The following is a 19,509-nucleotide window of genomic DNA, read 5'->3' as shown; positions in this document are numbered from 1 at the left end:
ACGATACGCTTCTAGGCCTGCACAAAAGGGAACGCTCAATCTCCAGAAGGGAGAGGCCCGGCGTTTTCGCCGGGCTTTCTGCTTCTTGGAAGCGACTTGGCAAATTGCCACGCCTTCTTCCATTTCGGCGTGATCACGCCGTTGGCGGCGCGAATGTTGTTAATGAACTGCTGCGTCGCCGCTTCCCAGGAATATTGCATGGCGAGCGCATGCGCCTTCTCGCGAGAAGCCGAGAGGGCAGCAAGGCAGGCGGCGCGCAGGTCCGTGTCGAGCGCGCCGACTTCGCTGTCTTCACCGATGATGTCGAGAGGGCCGGTCACCGGGTAGGCGGCGACCGGCACGCCCGAGGCCAACGCTTCGAGGATGGTGTTGCCGAAAGTGTCGGTAACCGAGGGGAAGACGAAGACGTCGGCCTGGGCATAGGCTTGCGCCAGCTCCTCGCCGAACTTCACGCCGGCGAAGAAAACATCGGGATATTGCTTTTCGAGCTCGGCGCGCGCCGGCCCATCGCCGACGACGACCTTCGAGCCCGGCAGATCGAGCTCAAGGAAGGCCGGCAGATTCTTTTCTAATGCCACGCGGCCGACGGTCATGAAGATCGGGCGCGCCAGGCCGAACGGCTTTTCCTCGAGCGCCATAGGGCGGAACTGCGCGGCGTCGATGCCGCGGCTCCAGGGCATGAGATTGCGGATGCCTTTTTCCGACAGTTCACGCGCAAGGCTCGGTGTCGCCACCATGCAGCCGGCGCCGCCATTGTGGAACCAGCGGATGAAGGAATAGAGCCAGCTCTTCGGGATCGGCAGGCGGGCCGTGACATATTCCGGGAAGCGGGTGTGGTAGCTCGTCGAAAACGGCATGCGGTTCTTCAGGCACCAGCGGCGGGCAGTGAGCCCGAGCGGCCCTTCGGTGGCGATATGCACGTAGGAGGGATTGTGCTTTGCGATCTCGCGGGCAATGCGGCGATAACTGGCGATCGACAGACGGATCTCGGGATAGGTGGGGCAAGGGATGCTGTTGAAACGCTCCGGCGTCACCATCCCAACCTCGACGCCCATCTTTGCCAGTTCGCGATTGGTGTTCTCGATCGAGCGCACCACGCCGTTGACCTGCGGATGCCAGGCATCGGTGACGATCACCAGCCGTTCCGGCAGTTTGCCGGCCGAGGTGGCATTGGCCCAGCTCTCGCCGCTGTAAGTGTTTGCCGGACGTTGCAGCATATCGCGATTTCCATCCGCGTTGCAGTGATCTGTCAACGCTCAACCCCAAAGCGGGGTTCCGGAACGGCGATTCCCGCTTGCCTATTTTGAGGCATGACCATGATGGAAATATTACAGCCGCTTGCCAGTCTTTTCAGGCATTTAGCGGTCCGATCGGCGCGAATATGTCAGCGGCCGATCATCATCAGGCAGAAAGAATCACGGCGCCGGTCGAGGACCGGCGCCGCTTGGGAGGTTAGGCGGCAGCGGAAGCCGAACCGGCGAGCGGAACTTCCGAGATCGTCTTCAGAACCTGCGAAGCGATCTGGTAGGGGCAGCCCTGGGAGTTCGGGCGGCGATCTTCCAGATAGCCCTTGTAGTCGTTCTTGATGAAGGAGTGCGGCACGCGGATCGAAGCGCCACGATCGGCAACGCCGTAGGAGAACTTGTTCCACGGAGCCGTCTCGTGCTTGCCGGTCAGGCGCTTGTCGTTGTCAGGACCGTAAACGTTGATGTGGTCCATCAGGTTCTTTTCGAACTGCGCCATCAGCGCTTCGAAGTAGGCCTTGCCGCCGACTTCGCGCATGTACTTAGTCGAGAAGTTGCAATGCATGCCCGAGCCATTCCAGTCGGTGTCGCCGAGCGGCTTGCAGTGATATTCGATGTCGATGCCGTATTTTTCGGTCAGACGCTGCAGCAGGTAGCGTGCCATCCAGATCTGGTCGGCAGCCTTCTTGGAGCCCTTGCCGAAAATCTGGAATTCCCACTGGCCCTTGGCCACTTCGGCGTTGATGCCTTCGTGGTTGATGCCGGCAGCGAGGCAGAGATCGAGATGCTCTTCGACGATTTCACGGGCGACGTCGCCGACATTCGAATAGCCGACGCCGGTGTAGTAGGGGCCCTGCGGAGCCGGATAGCCCTGCTCGGGGAAGCCGAGCGGGCGGCCGTTCTGGTAGAAGAAATATTCCTGCTCGAAGCCGAACCAGGCATCTTCGTCGTCGAGGATGGTGGCACGGGCGTTGCTCGGGTGCGGCGTGACGCCATCGGGCATCATGACTTCGCACATGACGAGAACGCCGTTGGTGCGGGCCGGGTCGGGATAGATGGCGACGGGCTTCAGCACGCAATCGGAGCTGCGGCCTTCGGCCTGCATCGTCGACGATCCGTCGAAGCCCCAGAGCGGAAGCTGTTCCAGCGTCGGGAAGGCGTCGAATTCCTTGATCTGCGTCTTGCCACGCAGGTTCGGTACCGGGGTGTACCCATCGAGCCAAATATACTCGAGCTTATATTTTGTCATCGTGACTCTCTCAATACGACGAAGGTGAGCAAACCCGGAGACGATCTGGGCGCGCAAACGCATCCGACCGCCAGGGGATGCACCTATTGAAGCACGTAGCGTGCCAGTTTGATCGCGGGCGAAAGAAAAATTGTAAATCAGCCAGTCAATTCGCGCTTTTCCTTTCTCGAAGGAAGCCCGTTTGGACGATCGAAGATTGATTCATCAGGAGGATAGAGAGGTTTTCTGCCTCGGAACCGGATGAAAAATTGGGCGTTAGTCTGAAACGGTGAAGTGTTGAACAAATAGGCGGAAGCTTCAGCCATAGACAGCATATGGATCAATCATTAGTTAGATCATGCATTTATTTTGTGCAATTTGCATAAAGGATGTGCATCATGCTATAGTCGCGGTCCTGATGTCGATGCGCCGAACGGAATGGAGGCGAGTCTCATGCCCACCGGTTTCCATCGTGAATCCGCGACGATCTACCAGTTTCCCGTCAAGCCGACGCGGGCCGCAAGCCGGTTCGAACGCGCCAGGCTGATGGAGCGCGAGGCGGCTGATGTCTGCGACGCCGCGCTCGATAGCTGCTGGTATCATGACGAGGCGGTTCGCGAGACAGATCGGCCGACGAAGTCCTGATTTTCATCCCTTAAGGGGGAGGCATGCCGACCCGCGCATGGCATATGTACGGTCGTGCGCGGGCTTCAGGCGCCGCTCAACCCGAGCTTCTCTCTTGCAATCAACGCCCCATGCTCACTGACGACGCGAGCCGCAACGCCTGCGGCGAAGCGCGCAGCGGCCGGCGCGTCTTGACTCTCGAGATATCGTGCGAGAAAGGCACCATTGAAACTGTCGCCGGCGCTGGTGGTGTCGACGACCTTCTCGACCTTTTCGGCCGGCACGAAGGTCTCCTCGCCGCCGAAATTCAAGGTAACGCCGTCTGCGCCATTTTTGACCACGACATCGATAGCGCCCAGCGCGCGGTAGCGATGGATGGTCGCCTCGATGGAATCGTCGCCGAAATGGGCGGCCTCGTCGTCAAAGCTCGGCATGACGAGCACGGAGGAGCGGGCGCCTTCGCTAATCGTCGCATGCATCACGTCGTAGCTCGACCAGAGGCGTGGACGGATGTTGGGGTCGAAAACCACGAGCTTGCCGGCTGCCTTGGCGCGGCGGATTTCGGCGAGCAGCGTTGCGGCATCCTCCTGCGGCAGGATGGCAAGGGTGATGCCGGAGAAGTAAACGACGTCAGCGCTTTCCACCGCCTCGCGCAGATGATCCGGATCGGCAGCCAGGCTGCGGGCAGCCGAACTGTCGCGCCAATAGCTGAAGGAGCGTTCGCCGTTCTTCAGATTGATCATGTAGAGGCCAGGCGTCTTGCCCTTGATGCGGCGAATGAGGTTCGTGCCAATACCCGCTCCGGCGATAAAGGCAGCCATCTCGTCCGACATGGCGTCGTCTCCGAGCGCGGTGAAATAATCGACCGACCAATCGGGGCCGAGGCAAGCGCGGGCATACCATGCGGTATTGAAGGTATCGCCGGCAAAACCCTTGCGCAGCAGGCCGTCGCCGGCCTGCGAGAGCTCCACCATGCATTCACCGATCGACAGAAACCGTCTTCCGTTCACCTTGTCCTCCCGGCATCGGAGCGCCGCTGATACAACAGGCCGCTCTATCGCTTCGAATTAACGCTTCATCCGCTGATACGCGGAGCCGGGCGGAGTGACAAGCGTCGATATTGCAAGCGCCATTGCGACAAGGAACCGAAAGCCGCCTTCGCGGGCAAGCGAAGGCGGCGAGCGCGAAAGGTGTTTATTCGTGGATGGTGTAGCTGCCGAGCGCGCAAAGATCCTGCGTGTCTTCGGTGGTGTCGAGGTCCGAGTCTTCGTCGAATTCGAAGCGCATGTCGTATTTGCAGACGGTACGGCCGTCGGCGATGGTGATGTTCACGGTCTCGCCTGGATTGAGGACATCCTCGCCGAACACGTCTTCTTCCCAGCTGTTGACGCCTGTCGGCGAACTGTAGAAGCGTGTCAGGACGGACTTGGTCCCGTTGGTGAGCTGGAATTTCAGATCTTCGGCATGTGACGATACGGCGGAGGTGGCGATGATCGCAGCGGCAAGCGCGATCAATCCTGATAGTTTCGATTTCATATTGCGTTCCCCAAGCCCATGATTGGGCGGAGGCAGGGATAGCATGCGCGCATCTAAATCTTTGTTATCGGAGATTATAGATTCCGACGCATGTGTGTTTTGGCCGATTCACCGCAAAGGGGACGTGACAAGTGTTACGAGCGAAGGCCGCTTCATGCGGCCTCCACTCACGGCCGGTCCATATGATAGCAGGCCGCCTTCTGACCGGGACGAACCTCTTCGGTCGGCGGCATTTCCGTGCGGCAGATGTCGGTCGCCTTCCAGCAGCGGGGAGAGAAGACGCAGCCTTTCGGCGGGTTGAGCGGCGAGGGCGGATCGCCCTGAAGGCGGATGCGGGTGCGCAGGCGCGCAAGCTTCGGATCCGGGATCGGTGCGGCGGAAAACAGCGCCTGTGTATAGGGGTGAGCGGGATGATCGAAGACAGTGGCGCAGTCGCCTGATTCCACCACGCGGCCGAGATAGAGTACCAGCACATCATCGGAGATCAGGCGCACGACCGAGAGGTCGTGGCTGATGAAGATCAGCGTCAGGCCGAACTCCCTACGCAGCCTGCGCAGGAGCGTGATGACCTGGCCCTGGATTGAAACGTCGAGGGCCGAAACGGGCTCGTCACAGACAATGAGCTTCGGTTTGGTGATGATCGCACGCGCAATGCCGATGCGTTGCGCCTGGCCGCCGGAGAATTCGTGCGGATAGCGGTTGATCATCTCCGGCACCAGGCCGACGGCGCCCATGATTTCGCGCACGCGCTGGGTACGCTCGGCCTTCGAAAGCTTCGGTTCGAAGACGGTGACCGGTTCGGCGATGATGTCTCCAACCGTCATGCGCGGGTCGAGCGAGGCGATCGGATCCTGGAAGATGATCTGCATGTCGCGGCGAGCGGCACGCATTTCCTCCTCCGTGAGGTCGAGAAGATTGCGGCCCTGCCAGAGGATGCGGCCCTTCTGCGATTTCAAGAGCCGCAGAATGGACCGGCCGAGTGTGGATTTGCCGCAGCCGGATTCGCCGACAACACCGAGCGTGCGGCCTTCGGCGAGATCGAAGCTGACATTGTTAACGGCGGTGAGGAAGACCGGCGGCTTGAAGAGGCCTTTCGCCGGCAGTTCGAACTGGGTGGTGAGGTTTTCGACCCTGAGCAGCGATCGATCAGCCATGGTTCAGCAACTCCTCACGGCGCGGAAACGGATGGTAGCAGGCCGCACAGTGGCGCGGCGCCAACGGTTCGAGGGAAGGCGGACGGTCGATGCAATCATCCTGGACCTGCGAACAGCGCGGCGAAAAATTGCAGCCCTTCGGCAGGTGCTGCAGATTCGGCGGGCGGCCGGGGATGACGACGAGATCATCGACATCCTGGTCCGGGCGCGGGATCGAGGCATGCAGCGCGGCCGTATAAGGATGGGCGGGACTATCGAAGAGTTCGTCGACCGGCGCCTCCTCGACGATGCGGCCGGCATACATGACGGCGACGCGGTCGGCGAGACCGGCAACGACGCCAAGATCGTGGGTGATCATGACAAGCGCCGTGTTCATCTCCGCCGTCAGATCGTTGAAAAGGTCGAGGATCTGCGCCTGGATGGTCACGTCGAGCGCCGTCGTCGGCTCGTCGGCGATCAGGAGCTTCGGCTTGGTGAGCAGCGCCATGGCGATGACGATGCGCTGACGCATGCCGCCTGACAGTTCGTGCGGATAGAGGTGGAAGCGCCGCGTCGGGTCGGGGATGCCGACGCGTTTCAGCATGTCGAGGGCAGCGTCCGAAGCGGCGCGCGACGTCAGGCCGCGGTGAACCTCCAACTGTTCCGTCAGCTGCCGCGAAATCTTCAGCGACGGGTTCAGCGCTGTCATCGGGTCCTGGAAGACCATGGCCATGTCCTTGCCGCGGATCTGGTCGAGCTCGCGCGGTTTCAGCGACAGCACGTCCTTGCCTTCGAGCAGCGCCTGTCCCGCCGTCCGGCCGTTCTTGGCAAGCAGGCCCATGATGCCGAGGAAGGTCTGGCTCTTGCCGGAGCCGGACTCGCCGACGATGGCGATGCGCTCGCCGCGCCGCACCGTGAGGTTCATGTTGGAGACCGCCTTCACCTCGCCGTCGGGCGTTGCGAAGGTGATCGAGTAATCCTTGAGTTCGAGCAGGATGTCTTTTTCTTGGAACATTCTATCGATCCTTCGGGTCGAACGCGTCGCGCAGGCCGTCTCCGATGAAGAGCAGGCTGAGCAGCAGGGCGACGAGGAAGCTTGCCGGGAAGATCAGCAGCCAGGGCATGCTTTCCATCGCATCGGTCCCTTCCGCGATCAGCGTGCCGAGCGAGGTCAGCGGTTCCTGCACGCCGAAGCCGAGATAGGAAAGGAAGCTTTCCGTGGCGATGATCTCAGGCACTGTCAGCGCCGCAAAAATGACCACCGGCCCGACGAGGTTCGGGATGATGTGCTTGACGATGATCTTGAACGGCCGCTGCCCGGATGCGCGGGCCGCTTCGATGAATTCGCGATGCTTGATCGATAGCGTCTGGCCGCGCACGATGCGGGCCATTGTCAGCCATTCCAGCGCGCCGATCGCGGCAAAGAGCAGATAGACGTTGCGGCCGAAGATCACCATCAGCAGGATGACGAAGAGGATGTAGGGAAGCGCGTACATGATGTCGACGAAGCGCATCATGATTGCATCCAGCCTCCCGCCGATATAGCCCGATATCGCGCCATAGAGTACGCCGATGACGACCGAGACGACAGTCGCCGTCAGCGCCACGGCCAGTGAGACGCGGGTGCCGTAGAGCACGCGGGCGAGAAGGTCGCGGCCGTTCGGGTCGGTGCCGAAATAATGGCCGGTCTCGATCGAGGGCGGGATGCGGAACGCGGCCCAATCCGGGTCCTCGTAGTTGAAGGGAATGAACCAGGGACCGAGGAAGGCGGCGAGGATCAGGAGCCCGAGGACGGCGATCGACAGAACGGCCGCCTTGTTGCGCCCGAGGCGGCGAAGCGCATCCCTGGTGAGCGAACGGCCTTCGGGCGCCAGGCCTTCGGCCTGCAGAAGCTCCTCTGCGAGCAGCTCGCGTTTTGCGGGATTGAGGATCATCGGTTTCTCACCTTCGGATCGAGCCACGCATAGGCGATATCGACGAGAAGGTTCAGGAACACGATCAGCACCATGTAGAAGATGACCGTTCCGAGAACCATGCCGTAGTCGCGGTTCAACGCCGCATTGACGAAATAGCGGCCGATGCCGGGCAATCCGAAGATGCTCTCGACAACCAGCGAGCCGGTGAGAAGGTAGCTTGCCGCCGGTCCGAGATAGGAGACGACCGGCATCATGGCGGGCTTCAGCGCGTGGCGCATCACCGTCAGCCGCGGGCCGATGCCCTTGGCCTTGGCGGTGCGGATGAAGTTCTGGTTCATCACTTCGATCATCGAGCCGCGGGTTATGCGCGAGATGCGCCCGGCATGGGGAAGGGCTAGAACGACGATCGGCAGGACAAGGAATTTGAGCGAGCCGTCACCCCAGCCGCCGACCGGAAACCAGGCAAGATGGATGCCGAAGATCAATTGCAGAATAGGCGCGATCAGGAAGTTCGGCAGCACGACGCCGATCAGGATCAGGCTACCGAGAATGTAGTCCGGCGTCTTGTTCTGATAAAGCGCCCCGAGACAGCCGACGGTCACGCCGACGATGATGGCGAGCAGGAAAGCAGCCGTGCCGATCGTGAAGGTATAGGGCAGACCGATCATGATCTGCTGAGCGACGCTGAAATCCTCACTGGAGAAGGAGGGGCCGAGATCGCCCTTGAGCAGATCTCCGACGTAGAGCAGGTATTGCTGGATCAGCGGCTTGTCGAGATTGTAGTGGGCCGCAAGATTCTTGAGGATGACCGGCGGCAATGGCCTTTCGCCATCGAAGGGGCCGCCGGGAGCAAGGCGCAGGACGAAAAACGAGGCTGTCACGGCGATCCACATGACGGGGATCGTCGACAGCAGGCGACGGAGAGCGTATTTGATCATGGTCGTGGGCCGGTCCTCCCGCAGTGTGCGGGAAGGACCGTTTTCCCTTACTCTTTCATCGACAGCCAGCGCGTGCGGTGGATGTCCTGGATGTTGTCGACGAATCCTTCGATCTTTGGCGAAACGACATTCTTCGAGACGTAATAGTAGATGGGCAGGGCGGCGGATTCATCAAGCGCGAGTTGCTCGGCCTTCTTGAAGATTTCGGCGCGCTTGGTGAGGTCCGTCTGAGCATTGCCGTCCTTGATCAGCTTGTCATATTCAGGATTGGACCAGCGGCCGTAATTCATCTGCACGCCCGTCACCAAGAGGTTCAGGAAATTGTCCGGGTCGTTGTAATCGGCAAGCCAGCCCGCACGGCCGATTTCCACCTGGCCGCGCTGCATCTGGTCGTAATGCACCTTGGTTTCGGCGTTGACGAGCTCGACATCAACGCCGAGCGGCTTCCACATCGAAGCGATCGCGACGGCGATGCGCTTGTGGTTGTCATTGGTATTGTAGCTGAGGACCGCGTGGAGCGGCTTATCTGGGCCGAATCCGGCGTCGGCAAGCAGCTTCTTGGCCTCGGAGACCTTGTCCTTGTAAGGCAGGTCCTTCCAGCTGACATAGGCCGGCTCGCCGTAATTGGCAGTGCCTGGCGGAACCCAGGAATAGGCCGGAAGCTCGCCCGTGCCGAGGATCTGCGGGCCGATCACTTCGCGGTTGATCGCCATGGAGAGAGCCTGGCGGACGCGCTTGTCGCTGAAAGGAGGCTTCTGCGAGTTGACGACGTAATAATAGAGGCCGGAGAAGGGGGCGACATGCGCCTGGCCCGGCAGGTTCTTCTTCATCCATTCGTACTGGTCTGTGGGAAAGTCGGTGAGGATGTCGAATTCGCCGGCGCGGTAGCGTTTCAGCGCCGCTTCCTGGTCTTCGAGCACGAAGAACTTGGCGCCGTCGATCTTCAGGTCTTTGGTGCCATACCACTGGTCGTTCTTGACTGTTGTGACGTGCGAGCCGGGAACCCATTCGACCGGCTTATATGGGCCGTTGGTGACGATGTTGCCGATTTTAACCCAATCCTGGCCCTTCGCCTCGACGACATGCTTCGGCAGCGGATAGGCCGTGTAGTGCATCAGCGCATTGAGGAAATAGGGAGTCGGATTTTCCAGGGTGATTTCGAGTGTCTTGTCGTCGATCGCCTTGACGCCAAGCTGGCTGAGATCGGTGATCTCGCCCTTATTGATCTTCTCGGCGTTCTTGATGGTGAACTGCAAATAGGCGTAGTCGGCGGCGTTCTTCGGATCGACGAGGCGCTGGAAGGCGAAGACGAAGTCTCCTGCCGTTACCGGCTGGCCATCGGACCACTTGATGCCGTCGCGGAGCTTGAAGGTGTAGACCTTGCCGTCAGGCGAAATGGTCCAGCTTTCGGCCTGGCCAGGGACCGGATTGTCCTTGGCGTCTTCGGTGACGAGGCCTTCGAAAATGTCGCCGGCAATACGATTCTCCCAATCGCCGGAAAGTTTCTGGGGATCGAGCGACTGCGGATCGCCACCATTGTGGATGTTGAGCGTCGCCGCGTGCGCCGAAAACGCCAGCAATGTGCCAAGCATTGCGGAGGCGAGAAATTTTTTCGTGAACTTGTTCATCGTGGGTCCACCTTTCTAGGCTTTGCGCCTTTATTAGACATCTGTTCCCGGTTTTCGACCTCTTACGTGCAGGTCAGTGCGCACCTTATCGCAAAGGCTTTGCGTTGCAACCCCAAATCCGGAGGCTGGTTTGCGGTTGTGGACAAGCCTATATACGTCTCCCTCTTGCGGGATCGCGACGAAGCGTCGCGGCGGTTTCGGCTCCATTCATAACGGCTTCACATGGTTGTCTTTTGTTTCGTCCGCTTTAGTGTGGCGAGCGCGAACAAGGCGGGAGACGTAGCCGATGGCATTGCAGGCAGGCGGGAATGCGGACTGGTGGCGCGGAGCGGTGATCTATCAGGTCTACCCGCGCTCGTTTCAGGACACCAACAGCGATGGGCTCGGCGATCTCAAGGGGATCACCCGCCGGCTGCCGCATATCGCCAGCCTCGGTGTCGATGCGATCTGGCTTTCGCCCTTCTTCAAGTCTCCGATGGCCGACATGGGTTACGACGTTTCCGATTATTGCGACGTCGACCCGATCTTCGGCACGCTCGCCGATTTCGACGAGATGATGGCCGAGGCGCACAGGCTCGGCATCAAAGTGATCATCGACCAGGTGATCTCGCACACCTCCGACCGACATCCCTGGTTCGTCGAGAGCCGGGCGAGCCGGAGCAATCCGAAGGCGGACTGGTATGTCTGGGCCGATCCGAAGCCCGATGGGACGGCGCCGAACAACTGGCTGTCGATCTTCGGCGGCCCGGGCTGGGAATGGGACGGCGTGCGCCGGCAATATTACCAACACAATTTTCTGACTTCGCAGCCTGACCTCAATTTCCACAGCGAAGAAGTGCAGGAGGCGGTGCTGCAGACGGTGAAGTTCTGGCTCGACCGCGGCGTCGACGGCTTCCGGCTGGACACGGTCAACTATTATTTCTGCGATAAGCAGCTCCGAAGCAATCCGCCGCATGAGCCCGATACCAGTGACGGGGGCCTCGATGCGCCCGACACCAATCCTTACGGCATGCAGAACCACCTCTACGACAAGACGCAGCCGGAAAATCTCAGCTTCCTCAAGCGCTTTCGGGCGCTGCTCGACCGCTATGAAGATCGCACGACCGTCGGCGAAGTCGGCGACGGCGCTCGCTCGCTGAAGACGGTGGCCGCCTATACGAGTGGCGACGACAAGCTGCACATGTGCTACACCTTCGATCTGCTGGGGCCTGATTTCACCGCCGCGCATATCCGCGGCTGCGTCGAAGCCTTCCAGAAATCGGTGACCGACGGTTGGGTCTGCTGGGCTTTCTCCAATCATGACGTGATGCGCCATGTCAGCCGGTTCGCGCTGACGGAGGAGGAGCGGCCTGTTATCGCCAAGCTCGCGATCTCCGTACTTGCGGCGCTGCGCGGTTCGATTTGCCTTTATCAAGGCGAGGAGCTCGGATTGCCGGAGGCGGAGCTTGCCTTCGAGGATCTGCGCGATCCCTACGGCATCCGCTTCTGGCCGGCCTTCAAGGGCCGCGACGGATGCCGCACGCCGATGCCATGGGAAGCCGGAAAGGCGCATGCAGGCTTCACCTCGGCTGAAAAGAGCTGGCTGCCGGTGCCTTACGAGCAAGCTGCGCTTTCCGTGGATACACAGGAGGACAGCGACAGCTCGGTGCTGCACCACTACCGCCGGACGCTCGCCTTCCGGAAGAGCCACCCTGCGCTTGTTGACGGCGAGATGACCTTCATCGGCACCAATCCGGACCTGCTCGCCTTCACCCGCGACAAGGACGGAGAGAAACTGCTGTTCGTTTTCAACCTGACGCGCAAGCCGGCGGAATTCCGCGTGCCTGACGGCATGGTATTCGGAGAGCCCTTGGCCATGCCGGGCTACGAGGCTGTGGACGGTGCCGGGACGGTGGCACTTGCGGCGCTGGACGGATTTTGTGCGCGGGTTGGCGGCCTCTCGAAGCTGCTCGGGAAGGTGCCCATTGCGAAACCTGTCGAGGGTGAATTGCCGGAGGCCTGGCAGTAAGCCCACCCAACCCGGCGCTACTCACCCGATCAGCGCGAACTTGTCCACGTCGACCATGCCACGGTCGGAAATCTTCAGATGCGGGATGACGGGCAGCGGCAGGAAGGCCAGTTGGAGGAAGGGCTCTTCCAGTGTGGCGCCGAGTGCCAAGGCGGCCTGGCGCAGATGGTGCAGCGTGTCGCGCACTGTCTCGTAAGGCTCGATGCTCATCAGGCCGGCGACGGGCAGCGCGATTTCGCCGGTGATCTTGCCATCCTCAACAACGACGAAGCCGCCCTTGATCTCTCCGAGGCGATTTGCGGCGAGCGCCATGTCGTCCTCATCGACCCCGACGACGCAGATATTGTGGCTGTCATGGCCGACGGTGGAGGCGATCGCACCCTTCTTCAGGCCGAAGCCCTGGACGAAGCCATTGGCATGATTTCCGTTCTTGCCGTGGCGCTCGATGACGGCGACCTTGATGATGTCGTTGGTTAGATCGACAGTCGCCTCGTTGCCCTTGGCCGGCAGGCGGTAGCGGCGATGCTCAGTGATGATCTTGCCCGGCATGACGCCGATGACCGATGTTTCGCCCTCGGTGACCGGTACTCCAAAATGGGCGGCATTGACCCGCCGAGCCTTGACGCTGTCGAGGCCGATCGGGGCGACCGGTTTGCGCGTGGCAAAAAGCTCGTCGGTGACGCGGCGGCCGGCGCAAAAAACCATCTCTGCACGGCAGCTTTGTAGGCTGTCGAGAACCACGAGATCGGCGCGCCAGCCCGGGGCCACCAGGCCGCGGTCTCTAAGGCCGAAGGCTTGTGCGGCAGAGATCGAGGCGGCGCGGTAGATGGCGAGCGGCTCGACGCCGCTCGCGATCGCCGTGCGGATCATATGATCGAGATGGCCCTGTTCGGCGATATCGAGCGGATTGCGGTCGTCGGTGCAGAGCGCGAGGTAGGGTGAAAGCCGCTCGGTAATGATAGGGATCAGCGCGGCGAGGTCTTTGGAGACCGAGCCCTCGCGCACCAGGATGTGCATGCCCTTGCGAATCTTTTCCAGCGCCTCGGCGGCGCTCGTGCACTCATGCTCGGTGCGGATGCCGGCCGCGAGATAGCCGTTGAGGTCGTTGCCGGAAAGAAGCGGGGCGTGACCATCGATATGGCCGCCCTGGAAGGCCTCGAGCTTGGCCACGCAGACGGGATCCTTATGGATCACCCCGGGGAAATTCATGAATTCGGCAAGACCTATGACTTTCGGATGTTCGCGGAAGGGCAGCAGGCTTTCGATCGGCAGGTCGGCGCCCGCAGTTTCAAGATGCGTGGCCGGCACGCAGGAGGAGAGCTGGACGCGAATGTCCATGATCGTCTCCAGCGCGGATTTAAGGAAGAATTCGATGCCCTCGGCGCCGAGTACATTAGCGATCTCATGCGGATCGCAGATAGCGGTGGTGACGCCATAGGGCAGGACGCAGCGGTCGAATTCATGCGGCGTCACCAGCGAGGATTCGATGTGCAGATGCGTGTCGATGAAGCCGGGAACGACTATTCTGCCAGATATATCGACCTCGGTCTCGCCCACGTAATCGCCCGCAGTGCCAACAATGCGGTCAGCGCCGATGGCGATGTCGGAGCGGACGAGTTCGCCGGTGACGAGATCGAAGAAGCTGCCGCCCTTCAGCACGATGTCGGCGGGGATACGGCCCACACCCTGGTCGATGAGACGTTCGAGTCTGTTGGTCATGGCACCGCTCACATTGCAAACCGATTCCGGAACTTATAACCGATCTGCCGCGACATGCGATGCCACAAACGAAACCGGGCGCTTTTAGCGCCCGGTCGCAATCTGCAAATCTGGGATTATTCCGCAGCGACGATCTTGCCGCCTTCCCACTTATAGAGCGAGAAGCTCTGCGAGGTCAGGTCGCCGGTCTCGCCGTAGGTGAGCTTGCCGATGGCGGTCGGAACCTCCATGCCGCCCTTCAGTGCAGCCGCGACGGCTTCCGCATCCTCAGCGCTGCCGGCCTTTTCGATACCGGCTTTCAGGACTTCGACCGCGGCGTAGGCATTGAGCGTAAACGCCTCGGCCGGAATGTTCTTAGCGGTAAGCGCTTCGGCGGCAGCCTTTGAGTCCGGGTTCTTGGTGGCGTCGGAAGCGTTGGTGAACAGCGTGCCTCCCGCCGCATCGGTTCCGATCGCCCAGAATTCCGTATTGGAGAGGCCGTCGCCGCCGATGATCATCGCGTTGGCGGAGAGGTCATGCAGTTGGCGGGCGAGCAGGCCGCCTTCCGGGTGGTAGCCGCCAAAATAGACGATGTCGACCTTTTCGGCCTTGATGCGGGTGGTGAGGGCGCTGAAATCCTTGTCGCCTGGTGTGATTGCGTCATTGACGACTTCGGTGACGCCGCCGGCATTCAGCGTCGCCTTGAAGGCGTCGGCAAGACCCTTGCCGTAGGCGCCCTTGTCGTTGACGATGGCAATGCGTTTGTCCTTGAAATTCTTCAGCACGTATTTGGCGGCGACTTCGGCCTGCTGATCGTCGCGGCCGCAGGTGCGCAGCACGTTGGCGAGGCCGCGCTTGGTGAGGTCGGGAGCTGTCGCGGTCGGGGTGACCATCAGCACGCCGTTTTCAGCCAAAACGTCCGACACGGGGATCGCTACGCCCGATGTCACCGGGCCGACGACGAAGCGGATGCCGTCGCCGACAAGCTTGTTGGCGGCGGAAACGCCCTGCTTCGGTTCGCCGGCATCGTCGGCCAGCTCCAACACGACTTTCTCACCGAGAATGCCGCCCTTCTTGTTGATTTCATCGACAGCAGTCTGAGCGCCGTTCTTCACCTGATCGCCATAGGCGGCGACGGGACCGGTCAGGGGCGCGATCAGGCCGACGGTGATATCCGCATGAGCAAGGGGCGCAAAGGCGAGTGACGCGACGAGGGTCGCCGTCAATGTCTTGAGGGTCATTGTCTGTCTCCTTGGATGGGGTCGTCGACCCGCGATGATGTGCCGCGCCGGCTTTCCCGATCATTCAACAGCCTTCAGAGGCTGTGCCAAGGACGACCGGTAACGGTGCGATCAGCGAACCCGCCGGCCATGTTTGACTCGGTGAGGGCTCATGGCGAGATTTCTAGAAATTTTGATGAGATTGCGCAAGTTCATAACAAAATGGAAAGAAAATTCGGCCGATCCGGCGGAGAATTCAGTCGGAACCGATCATTTCCTTCGATTTTCCATTGTTTTCAGAGGCGAGGCGGCAAATGGTCACCACCTGCCTCCGGACAAAATCACCTCCATAAGGTTGTCTTTAACTTTCCTATTAACCGTTAGTTTGGCCAAGGGCAGTAGTATCCAGGAGACCCCGAATACCGCCGCATTGAAAAAGAGTACTGTACAATATCGGGAAACAGAGATCTGATGCTCAAGCGTATCGACGCCGGTCAGGTGTGTATCGGAATGTTTGTGGAGGTTGTCGAGGGCCTGTGGCAGGATCCGTTTTTGTCCAGGCGCAGATTTTCCCTGCGACGCGAAGTTGATGCTGCAAAAATTCGTAAATGCGGCACTGCCGGCGTCGTCATCAATACCAGCAAGGGGCTCGATACCAACGGCCTGCCGGGCCGTGACGTCGAGATCGACATTCAGGCCGCGCGCGACACCGTCCAGAGATCCATGCCGTTGTTGGAACAGGCTTTCGCAAAGCTGCGGAACGGCGATGGAGTCAGCATAGATCATGTGGCGCCGGTGATCTCGTCCGTCTCCAAGTCGATGGACGAGAACCCTGCGGTGTTCCTGAGCGTCACACGCCTGAAATCAAAGGACGAGGTAACCTTCCTGCATTCCATTTCGGTGAGCGCGCTGATGATCCTTTTCGGCCGCCATCTCGCACTCGACGAGCATACGATTCAGATGCTCGGCACTGCGGGTTTGCTGCACGATGTCGGTAAGCTTGAAGTTCCAATTGAGGTGCTGAACAAGGCAGGGCCTCTGGAAAAGGATGAGATCGGCTTGCTTCGGGGCCATCCGGAGAAGGGGCACGCGATCCTGTCGCGGCAGGAGGGCATCTCGGACATCGTTCTCGACGTTTGCCTCAATCATCACGAACGCATCGACGGCAAGGGCTATCCGCGCAGCTTGCCCGCCAGCGAGGTGAGCCTCCACGCGCGGATGGCCACGATCTGCGATGTTTATGACGCCATTACCTCTGTGCGGCCATACAAGGCGCCGTGGAGTGCCAGCCAGGCACTGAAATGGATGTTCGGTGCCGAGGGGCATTTCGATCGCCAGCTCCTGAAAAAGTTCGCCCTCTGCCTTTCCGTCGCCTCTGTGAGCTGAGGTCTGAATTTTCAGACGAAAAGACCCGCGAGAACATTGTCCATCGCGGGTCTCTGGCACCGAGCTTCGAGAGCCTCTTCAGATGTTGTTCTGAAGGATGGTCCTCAGCTTGCCGAAGAGCTCGTCGATATGCTGCTTCTCGATGATCAGCGGTGGTGAGAGCGCGATGATGTCACCGGTGGTGCGGATCAGAAGCCCGCTCTCATAGGCCTTCAGGAAGGCGGTGAAGGCGCGCTTCGTCGGCTCGCCGGCGATCGGGTCAAGTTCGATTGCGCCGATCAGACCGGTGTTCCTGATGTCGATGACGTTGGGGCAGTCCCTGAGCGAATGCAGCGCATCGGCCCAATAATCGGAAAGCTCAGCGGCGCGGGTGAGCAGACCTTCTTCCTTGTAGGTGTCGAGCGTGGCGAGGGCTGCGGCGGAAGCGATCGGGTTCCCGGAATAGGTATAGCCGTGGAAGAACTCAATCATGTGCTCCGGGCCGTTCATGAAGGCGTCATGGATCTCGGAGGTGACGAAGACGGCGCCCATCGGAATGACGCCGTTGGTCAGCCCCTTGGCGGTGGTGATCATGTCGGGCTTGACGTCGTAATATTGCGCGGCGAAGGGGGCGCCGAGACGGCCGAAGCCGGTGATGACTTCGTCGAAGATCAGAAGGATGCCGTGTTTGGTGCAGATTTCGCGCAGCTTCTGCAGGTAGCCCTTCGGCGGAATCAGGACGCCCGTGGAGCCGGCCACCGGCTCGACGATGACGGCCGCGATGGTGGAGGCATCATGCAGCGTGACGATGCGCTCGAGTTCAGTGGCGATGTCGCCGCCATGCTCAGGTTCGCCGCGGGTGAAGTTGTTCTTGCCGGGCTGGTGGGTGTGCGGCATGTGATCGACACCGGTCAGGAGCGTGCCGAACATCTTTCGGTTGGCGACGATGCCGCCGACGGAGATGCCGCCGAAATTGACGCCGTGATAGCCGCGCTCGCGGCCGATCAGGCGGAAACGCGAACCGTTACCCTTCACGCGGTGATAGGCAAGCGCGACTTTGAGGGCAGTCTCGACGGATTCGGAACCGGAATTGGTGTAGAGGACGTGGTTCATGCCTTCCGGAGCGATATCGACCAGGCGGTTCGCCAGTTCGAACGCCTTGGGATGGCCGAGCTGGAAAGCCGGCGCGTAATCGAGTTCGCCCGCCTGCTGGCGGATCGCTTCGGTGATCTTCGGGCGGCAGTGGCCGGCGTTGACGCACCAGAGGCCAGCCGTGCCGTCCAACACCTGACGACCGTCATGGGTGGTATAATACATGTCCTTGGCGCCCACGAATAACCGCGGCTCCTTCTTGAACTGGCGATTGGCCGTAAAGGGCATCCAGAAGGCACGAAGATCATTCGGTGCATTGAGGCGGTTGGACATGCTGTTCTCCTGGCCGTTGGCGGCCCGTTCCCGAGGGGTTTGTCGTCCGAATTTTTACTGCCCGGTCAAATTATCAGCGCTTCCCAACGCGTCAACGAGAAAAGTCCCAACGCTTGGCCTTCTGTTCAGCATCCGATGTTGCGTCGCCGGCAAGAAGTCGCGGGTTGGGCTGATGTCAGGCATCAGACGAAGGTCACACAGAATCCGAAAAAACGACCGGCAAATCGCGTGATTTGCCGGTCGTGTCTTTAAGGTTTAGGTGCTGAAATACGTTGCCGATGCTCCCCAGGGGTATTCCCATGCGGCGCGGCACCGGCGGACTGTTATGTCAGCGCTATCATCAGGCTGCGGATCTATTTCGGCTCGGAACGAGGTAGATGTCTTCGAGCGTCGCCAAGATCTTCATGACAGGCTCGGATGTGCTCGAATAGTAGATGGTCTGGGCGTCGCGGCGGGTCTTGACAAGCTTCTGCGCGCGCAGTTTCGAAAGGTGCTGTGAAAGCGCCGACTGGCTGAGGCCGACTTGTGTGGCAAGTACGCCGACGGCGACTTCGCCCTTCACCAGGCTGCACAGGATCAGCAATCTTTTGGGGTTGGCCATGGCTGACAATAGTGCTGCCGCCACATTCGTGTGGTCAGCCAAATCAGGGGTTTCCATATTCTTATCTTCCTAATGCGAAACGTACATCATCTATCTGGTAAGGGCTGTCTGCCGGAGCCCGCGGCAAAATTAGCAACTGGGCTCGAAGATTGTATATACCTAAAATTAAGGTATCGAGTATGCTATTTTAGATATGTTTGAACAAATGTGATCGGAATCCACAGCGGGCGTTTCGAATTCGTATCGCAGCAAAAAGTCGCCGGAAATGATTTCAAAGCCCGCCGGATCGATGCCGCAGATACGCCAAGAAGCCGATTTCGGGGCTTTTAAGCGCGCTGCAAGGGTTTCCGCCACATCGGGATGGCGCTCTACTAAATCTCGCACTGTTTCGGCCGCTTTGGCGGCAATCTCTTCGATTGCCGGCGATTGGATGATGAGATCCCCGCCGTCGAGATGGTAGGCGCGGCCGAAGCCGGCATTGAGGCTCGCCTGCTCCGGTTTGAGACGGAAGAAGAGAAAATCGGGGAAATCGATATAGAGATTTGCCTTGGGATGGCGATCGAGAAAACGCGTGCGAATGCGCTCGTGGAACCGATGACCATGCTCAATCGGCTCCGCCGTGCATTGGGTCGTCAGCCGGCTATGGGCAAGCGGATCGCCTTTGCCCGGCTCACCGGTCAGCAACGAGGCGCGCGGGTCTCGTACTAGCGCTTTCGTGTGAGCTGAAAGCTTCGAAACGAGAATAACGGGCGCGCCGTCGACGTCGGTAGCGAGAAGGACACGGCTGGCAAAGGGAAAACCAGTGTCGGGATCGAGAACGGCAATTGCCGCGTACCGTGCGGAGCGCAGCAGCACGCGGCCGAGCCTACGGGCCTCGTCGTCGGTTTCGCGTAAGGGCGAGGGCTGATGTTTCATGTCCGCTTTGTGGCAAAGCGGATCGAAAAC

At 60.3% G+C, this 19,509-nt stretch carries 18 protein-coding genes; 4 read left to right on the top strand and 14 right to left on the bottom strand.

The genetic code is table 11. The annotated features are described in order from the left end of the window. Positions 1–35 precede the first annotated feature (35 nt). Entirely contained in the window at positions 36–1,217 is a 1,182-nt protein-coding gene (locus CO660_RS01070) for a glycosyltransferase family 1 protein (RefSeq protein WP_097596998.1), read from the bottom strand. A gap of 235 nt (positions 1,218–1,452) precedes the next feature. Beyond that, on the bottom strand, positions 1,453–2,493 hold the full coding sequence (locus CO660_RS01065; protein ID WP_011426340.1) for a glutamine synthetase beta-grasp domain-containing protein: 1,041 nt from the start codon (positions 2,491–2,493) through the stop codon (positions 1,453–1,455). A gap of 432 nt (positions 2,494–2,925) precedes the next feature. Here CO660_RS01065 and gstI point away from each other — a divergent pair, with 432 nt between their 5' ends. Beyond that, complete coding sequence (gene gstI, locus CO660_RS01060) at positions 2,926–3,117, top strand: glutamine synthetase translation inhibitor GstI (RefSeq protein WP_097597128.1); 192 nt, start codon at positions 2,926–2,928, stop codon at positions 3,115–3,117. 65 nt (positions 3,118–3,182) lie between these two features. Here the strand turns inward: gstI and CO660_RS01055 are convergent, their stop codons facing one another. The 7 genes from CO660_RS01055 to CO660_RS01025 all read right to left on the bottom strand — a co-directional run bounded on the left by CO660_RS01055 (position 3,183) and on the right by CO660_RS01025 (position 10,247). Further along, complete coding sequence (locus CO660_RS01055; RefSeq protein ID WP_097596997.1) at positions 3,183–4,106, bottom strand: sugar kinase; 924 nt, start codon at positions 4,104–4,106, stop codon at positions 3,183–3,185. Positions 4,107–4,290: 184 nt separating this feature from the next. Further along, the gene (locus CO660_RS01050; RefSeq protein ID WP_011426337.1) at positions 4,291–4,632 is read right to left on the bottom strand and encodes a hypothetical protein; all 342 of its coding nucleotides are present in this window, start codon (positions 4,630–4,632) and stop codon (positions 4,291–4,293) included. 167 nt (positions 4,633–4,799) lie between these two features. Beyond that, positions 4,800–5,786, bottom strand: a complete 987-nt coding sequence (locus CO660_RS01045; protein WP_097596996.1) for an oligopeptide/dipeptide ABC transporter ATP-binding protein — start codon at positions 5,784–5,786, stop codon at positions 4,800–4,802. Next, entirely contained in the window at positions 5,779–6,780 is a 1,002-nt protein-coding gene (locus CO660_RS01040) for an ABC transporter ATP-binding protein (protein WP_097596995.1), read from the bottom strand. The genes CO660_RS01045 and CO660_RS01040 overlap by 8 nt, the downstream gene beginning before the upstream one ends. Before the next feature lies 1 nt (position 6,781). After that, complete coding sequence (locus CO660_RS01035; RefSeq protein WP_085778968.1) at positions 6,782–7,699, bottom strand: ABC transporter permease subunit; 918 nt, start codon at positions 7,697–7,699, stop codon at positions 6,782–6,784. Next, on the bottom strand, positions 7,696–8,619 hold the full coding sequence (oppB, locus tag CO660_RS01030) for an oligopeptide ABC transporter permease OppB (protein ID WP_085778967.1): 924 nt from the start codon (positions 8,617–8,619) through the stop codon (positions 7,696–7,698). Before oppB ends, CO660_RS01035 begins: the two co-directional genes overlap by 4 nt. Positions 8,620–8,666: 47 nt before the next feature. Continuing rightward, the gene (locus CO660_RS01025) at positions 8,667–10,247 is read right to left on the bottom strand and encodes a peptide ABC transporter substrate-binding protein (protein WP_097596994.1); all 1,581 of its coding nucleotides are present in this window, start codon (positions 10,245–10,247) and stop codon (positions 8,667–8,669) included. Between the two features lie 286 nt (positions 10,248–10,533). Here CO660_RS01025 and CO660_RS01020 point away from each other — a divergent pair, with 286 nt between their 5' ends. After that, the gene (locus tag CO660_RS01020) at positions 10,534–12,255 is read left to right on the top strand and encodes an alpha-glucosidase (RefSeq protein WP_097596993.1); all 1,722 of its coding nucleotides are present in this window, start codon (positions 10,534–10,536) and stop codon (positions 12,253–12,255) included. Between the two features lie 21 nt (positions 12,256–12,276). Here CO660_RS01020 and ade read toward each other — a convergent pair whose 3' ends face one another. Continuing rightward, positions 12,277–13,974, bottom strand: coding sequence for an adenine deaminase (gene ade, locus CO660_RS01015; RefSeq protein WP_097596992.1), 1,698 nt, complete (start codon positions 13,972–13,974; stop codon positions 12,277–12,279). A gap of 116 nt (positions 13,975–14,090) precedes the next feature. After that, complete coding sequence (locus CO660_RS01010; protein ID WP_097596991.1) at positions 14,091–15,194, bottom strand: branched-chain amino acid ABC transporter substrate-binding protein; 1,104 nt, start codon at positions 15,192–15,194, stop codon at positions 14,091–14,093. 151 nt (positions 15,195–15,345) lie between these two features. On the opposite strand from CO660_RS01010, the gene CO660_RS01005 reads away from it, so the two are divergent. Both CO660_RS01005 and CO660_RS01000 read left to right on the top strand, forming a co-directional pair. Continuing rightward, positions 15,346–15,645: a hypothetical protein gene (locus CO660_RS01005; protein WP_097596990.1), complete on the top strand. Its 300-nt coding sequence runs from the start codon at positions 15,346–15,348 to the stop codon at positions 15,643–15,645. Continuing rightward, positions 15,645–16,559 (top strand): HD domain-containing phosphohydrolase, encoded by a 915-nt coding sequence (locus tag CO660_RS01000; RefSeq protein ID WP_097596989.1) that lies wholly within the window; start codon positions 15,645–15,647, stop codon positions 16,557–16,559. The genes CO660_RS01005 and CO660_RS01000 overlap by 1 nt, the downstream gene beginning before the upstream one ends. Before the next feature lie 78 nt (positions 16,560–16,637). On the opposite strand, the gene CO660_RS00995 is transcribed toward CO660_RS01000, so the two are convergent. The 3 genes from CO660_RS00995 to CO660_RS00985 form a co-directional block, all read right to left on the bottom strand. Continuing rightward, on the bottom strand, positions 16,638–17,963 hold the full coding sequence (locus CO660_RS00995) for an aspartate aminotransferase family protein (protein ID WP_097596988.1): 1,326 nt from the start codon (positions 17,961–17,963) through the stop codon (positions 16,638–16,640). A 340-nt stretch (positions 17,964–18,303) separates the two neighbouring features. Beyond that, on the bottom strand, positions 18,304–18,621 hold the full coding sequence (locus CO660_RS00990) for a metalloregulator ArsR/SmtB family transcription factor (RefSeq protein ID WP_085778959.1): 318 nt from the start codon (positions 18,619–18,621) through the stop codon (positions 18,304–18,306). A 108-nt stretch (positions 18,622–18,729) separates the two neighbouring features. Further along, positions 18,730–19,479: a pyridoxamine 5'-phosphate oxidase family protein gene (locus tag CO660_RS00985; RefSeq protein ID WP_097596987.1), complete on the bottom strand. Its 750-nt coding sequence runs from the start codon at positions 19,477–19,479 to the stop codon at positions 18,730–18,732. Between the last annotated feature and the right edge of the window lie 30 nt (positions 19,480–19,509).

The organism is Rhizobium sp. L9 (assembly GCF_002531885.1).
Taxonomy (GTDB): Bacteria; Pseudomonadota; Alphaproteobacteria; order Rhizobiales; family Rhizobiaceae; genus Rhizobium.
This window is presented reverse-complemented; position numbering and strand designations above follow the sequence as displayed.

What these genes read in the sequence shown, in the direction of transcription:
- CO660_RS01070 (WP_097596998.1), bottom strand. Translation starts at nt 1,217, where the DNA reads ATGCTGCAACGTCCGGCAAACACTTACAGCGGCGAGAGCTGGGCCAAT.
- CO660_RS01065 (WP_011426340.1), bottom strand. Translation starts at nt 2,493, where the DNA reads ATGACAAAATATAAGCTCGAGTATATTTGGCTCGATGGGTACACCCCG.
- gstI (WP_097597128.1), top strand. Translation starts at nt 2,926, where the DNA reads ATGCCCACCGGTTTCCATCGTGAATCCGCGACGATCTACCAGTTTCCC.
- CO660_RS01050 (WP_011426337.1), bottom strand. Translation starts at nt 4,632, where the DNA reads ATGAAATCGAAACTATCAGGATTGATCGCGCTTGCCGCTGCGATCATC.
- CO660_RS01045 (WP_097596996.1), bottom strand. Translation starts at nt 5,786, where the DNA reads ATGGCTGATCGATCGCTGCTCAGGGTCGAAAACCTCACCACCCAGTTC.
- CO660_RS01040 (WP_097596995.1), bottom strand. Translation starts at nt 6,780, where the DNA reads ATGTTCCAAGAAAAAGACATCCTGCTCGAACTCAAGGATTACTCGATC.
- CO660_RS01035 (WP_085778968.1), bottom strand. Translation starts at nt 7,699, where the DNA reads ATGATCCTCAATCCCGCAAAACGCGAGCTGCTCGCAGAGGAGCTTCTG.
- oppB (WP_085778967.1), bottom strand. Translation starts at nt 8,619, where the DNA reads ATGATCAAATACGCTCTCCGTCGCCTGCTGTCGACGATCCCCGTCATG.
- CO660_RS01025 (WP_097596994.1), bottom strand. Translation starts at nt 10,247, where the DNA reads ATGAACAAGTTCACGAAAAAATTTCTCGCCTCCGCAATGCTTGGCACA.
- CO660_RS01020 (WP_097596993.1), top strand. Translation starts at nt 10,534, where the DNA reads ATGGCATTGCAGGCAGGCGGGAATGCGGACTGGTGGCGCGGAGCGGTG.
- ade (WP_097596992.1), bottom strand. Translation starts at nt 13,974, where the DNA reads ATGACCAACAGACTCGAACGTCTCATCGACCAGGGTGTGGGCCGTATC.
- CO660_RS01010 (WP_097596991.1), bottom strand. Translation starts at nt 15,194, where the DNA reads ATGACCCTCAAGACATTGACGGCGACCCTCGTCGCGTCACTCGCCTTT.
- CO660_RS01005 (WP_097596990.1), top strand. Translation starts at nt 15,346, where the DNA reads ATGGCGAGATTTCTAGAAATTTTGATGAGATTGCGCAAGTTCATAACA.
- CO660_RS01000 (WP_097596989.1), top strand. Translation starts at nt 15,645, where the DNA reads ATGCTCAAGCGTATCGACGCCGGTCAGGTGTGTATCGGAATGTTTGTG.
- CO660_RS00995 (WP_097596988.1), bottom strand. Translation starts at nt 17,963, where the DNA reads ATGTCCAACCGCCTCAATGCACCGAATGATCTTCGTGCCTTCTGGATG.
- CO660_RS00990 (WP_085778959.1), bottom strand. Translation starts at nt 18,621, where the DNA reads ATGGAAACCCCTGATTTGGCTGACCACACGAATGTGGCGGCAGCACTA.
- CO660_RS00985 (WP_097596987.1), bottom strand. Translation starts at nt 19,479, where the DNA reads ATGAAACATCAGCCCTCGCCCTTACGCGAAACCGACGACGAGGCCCGT.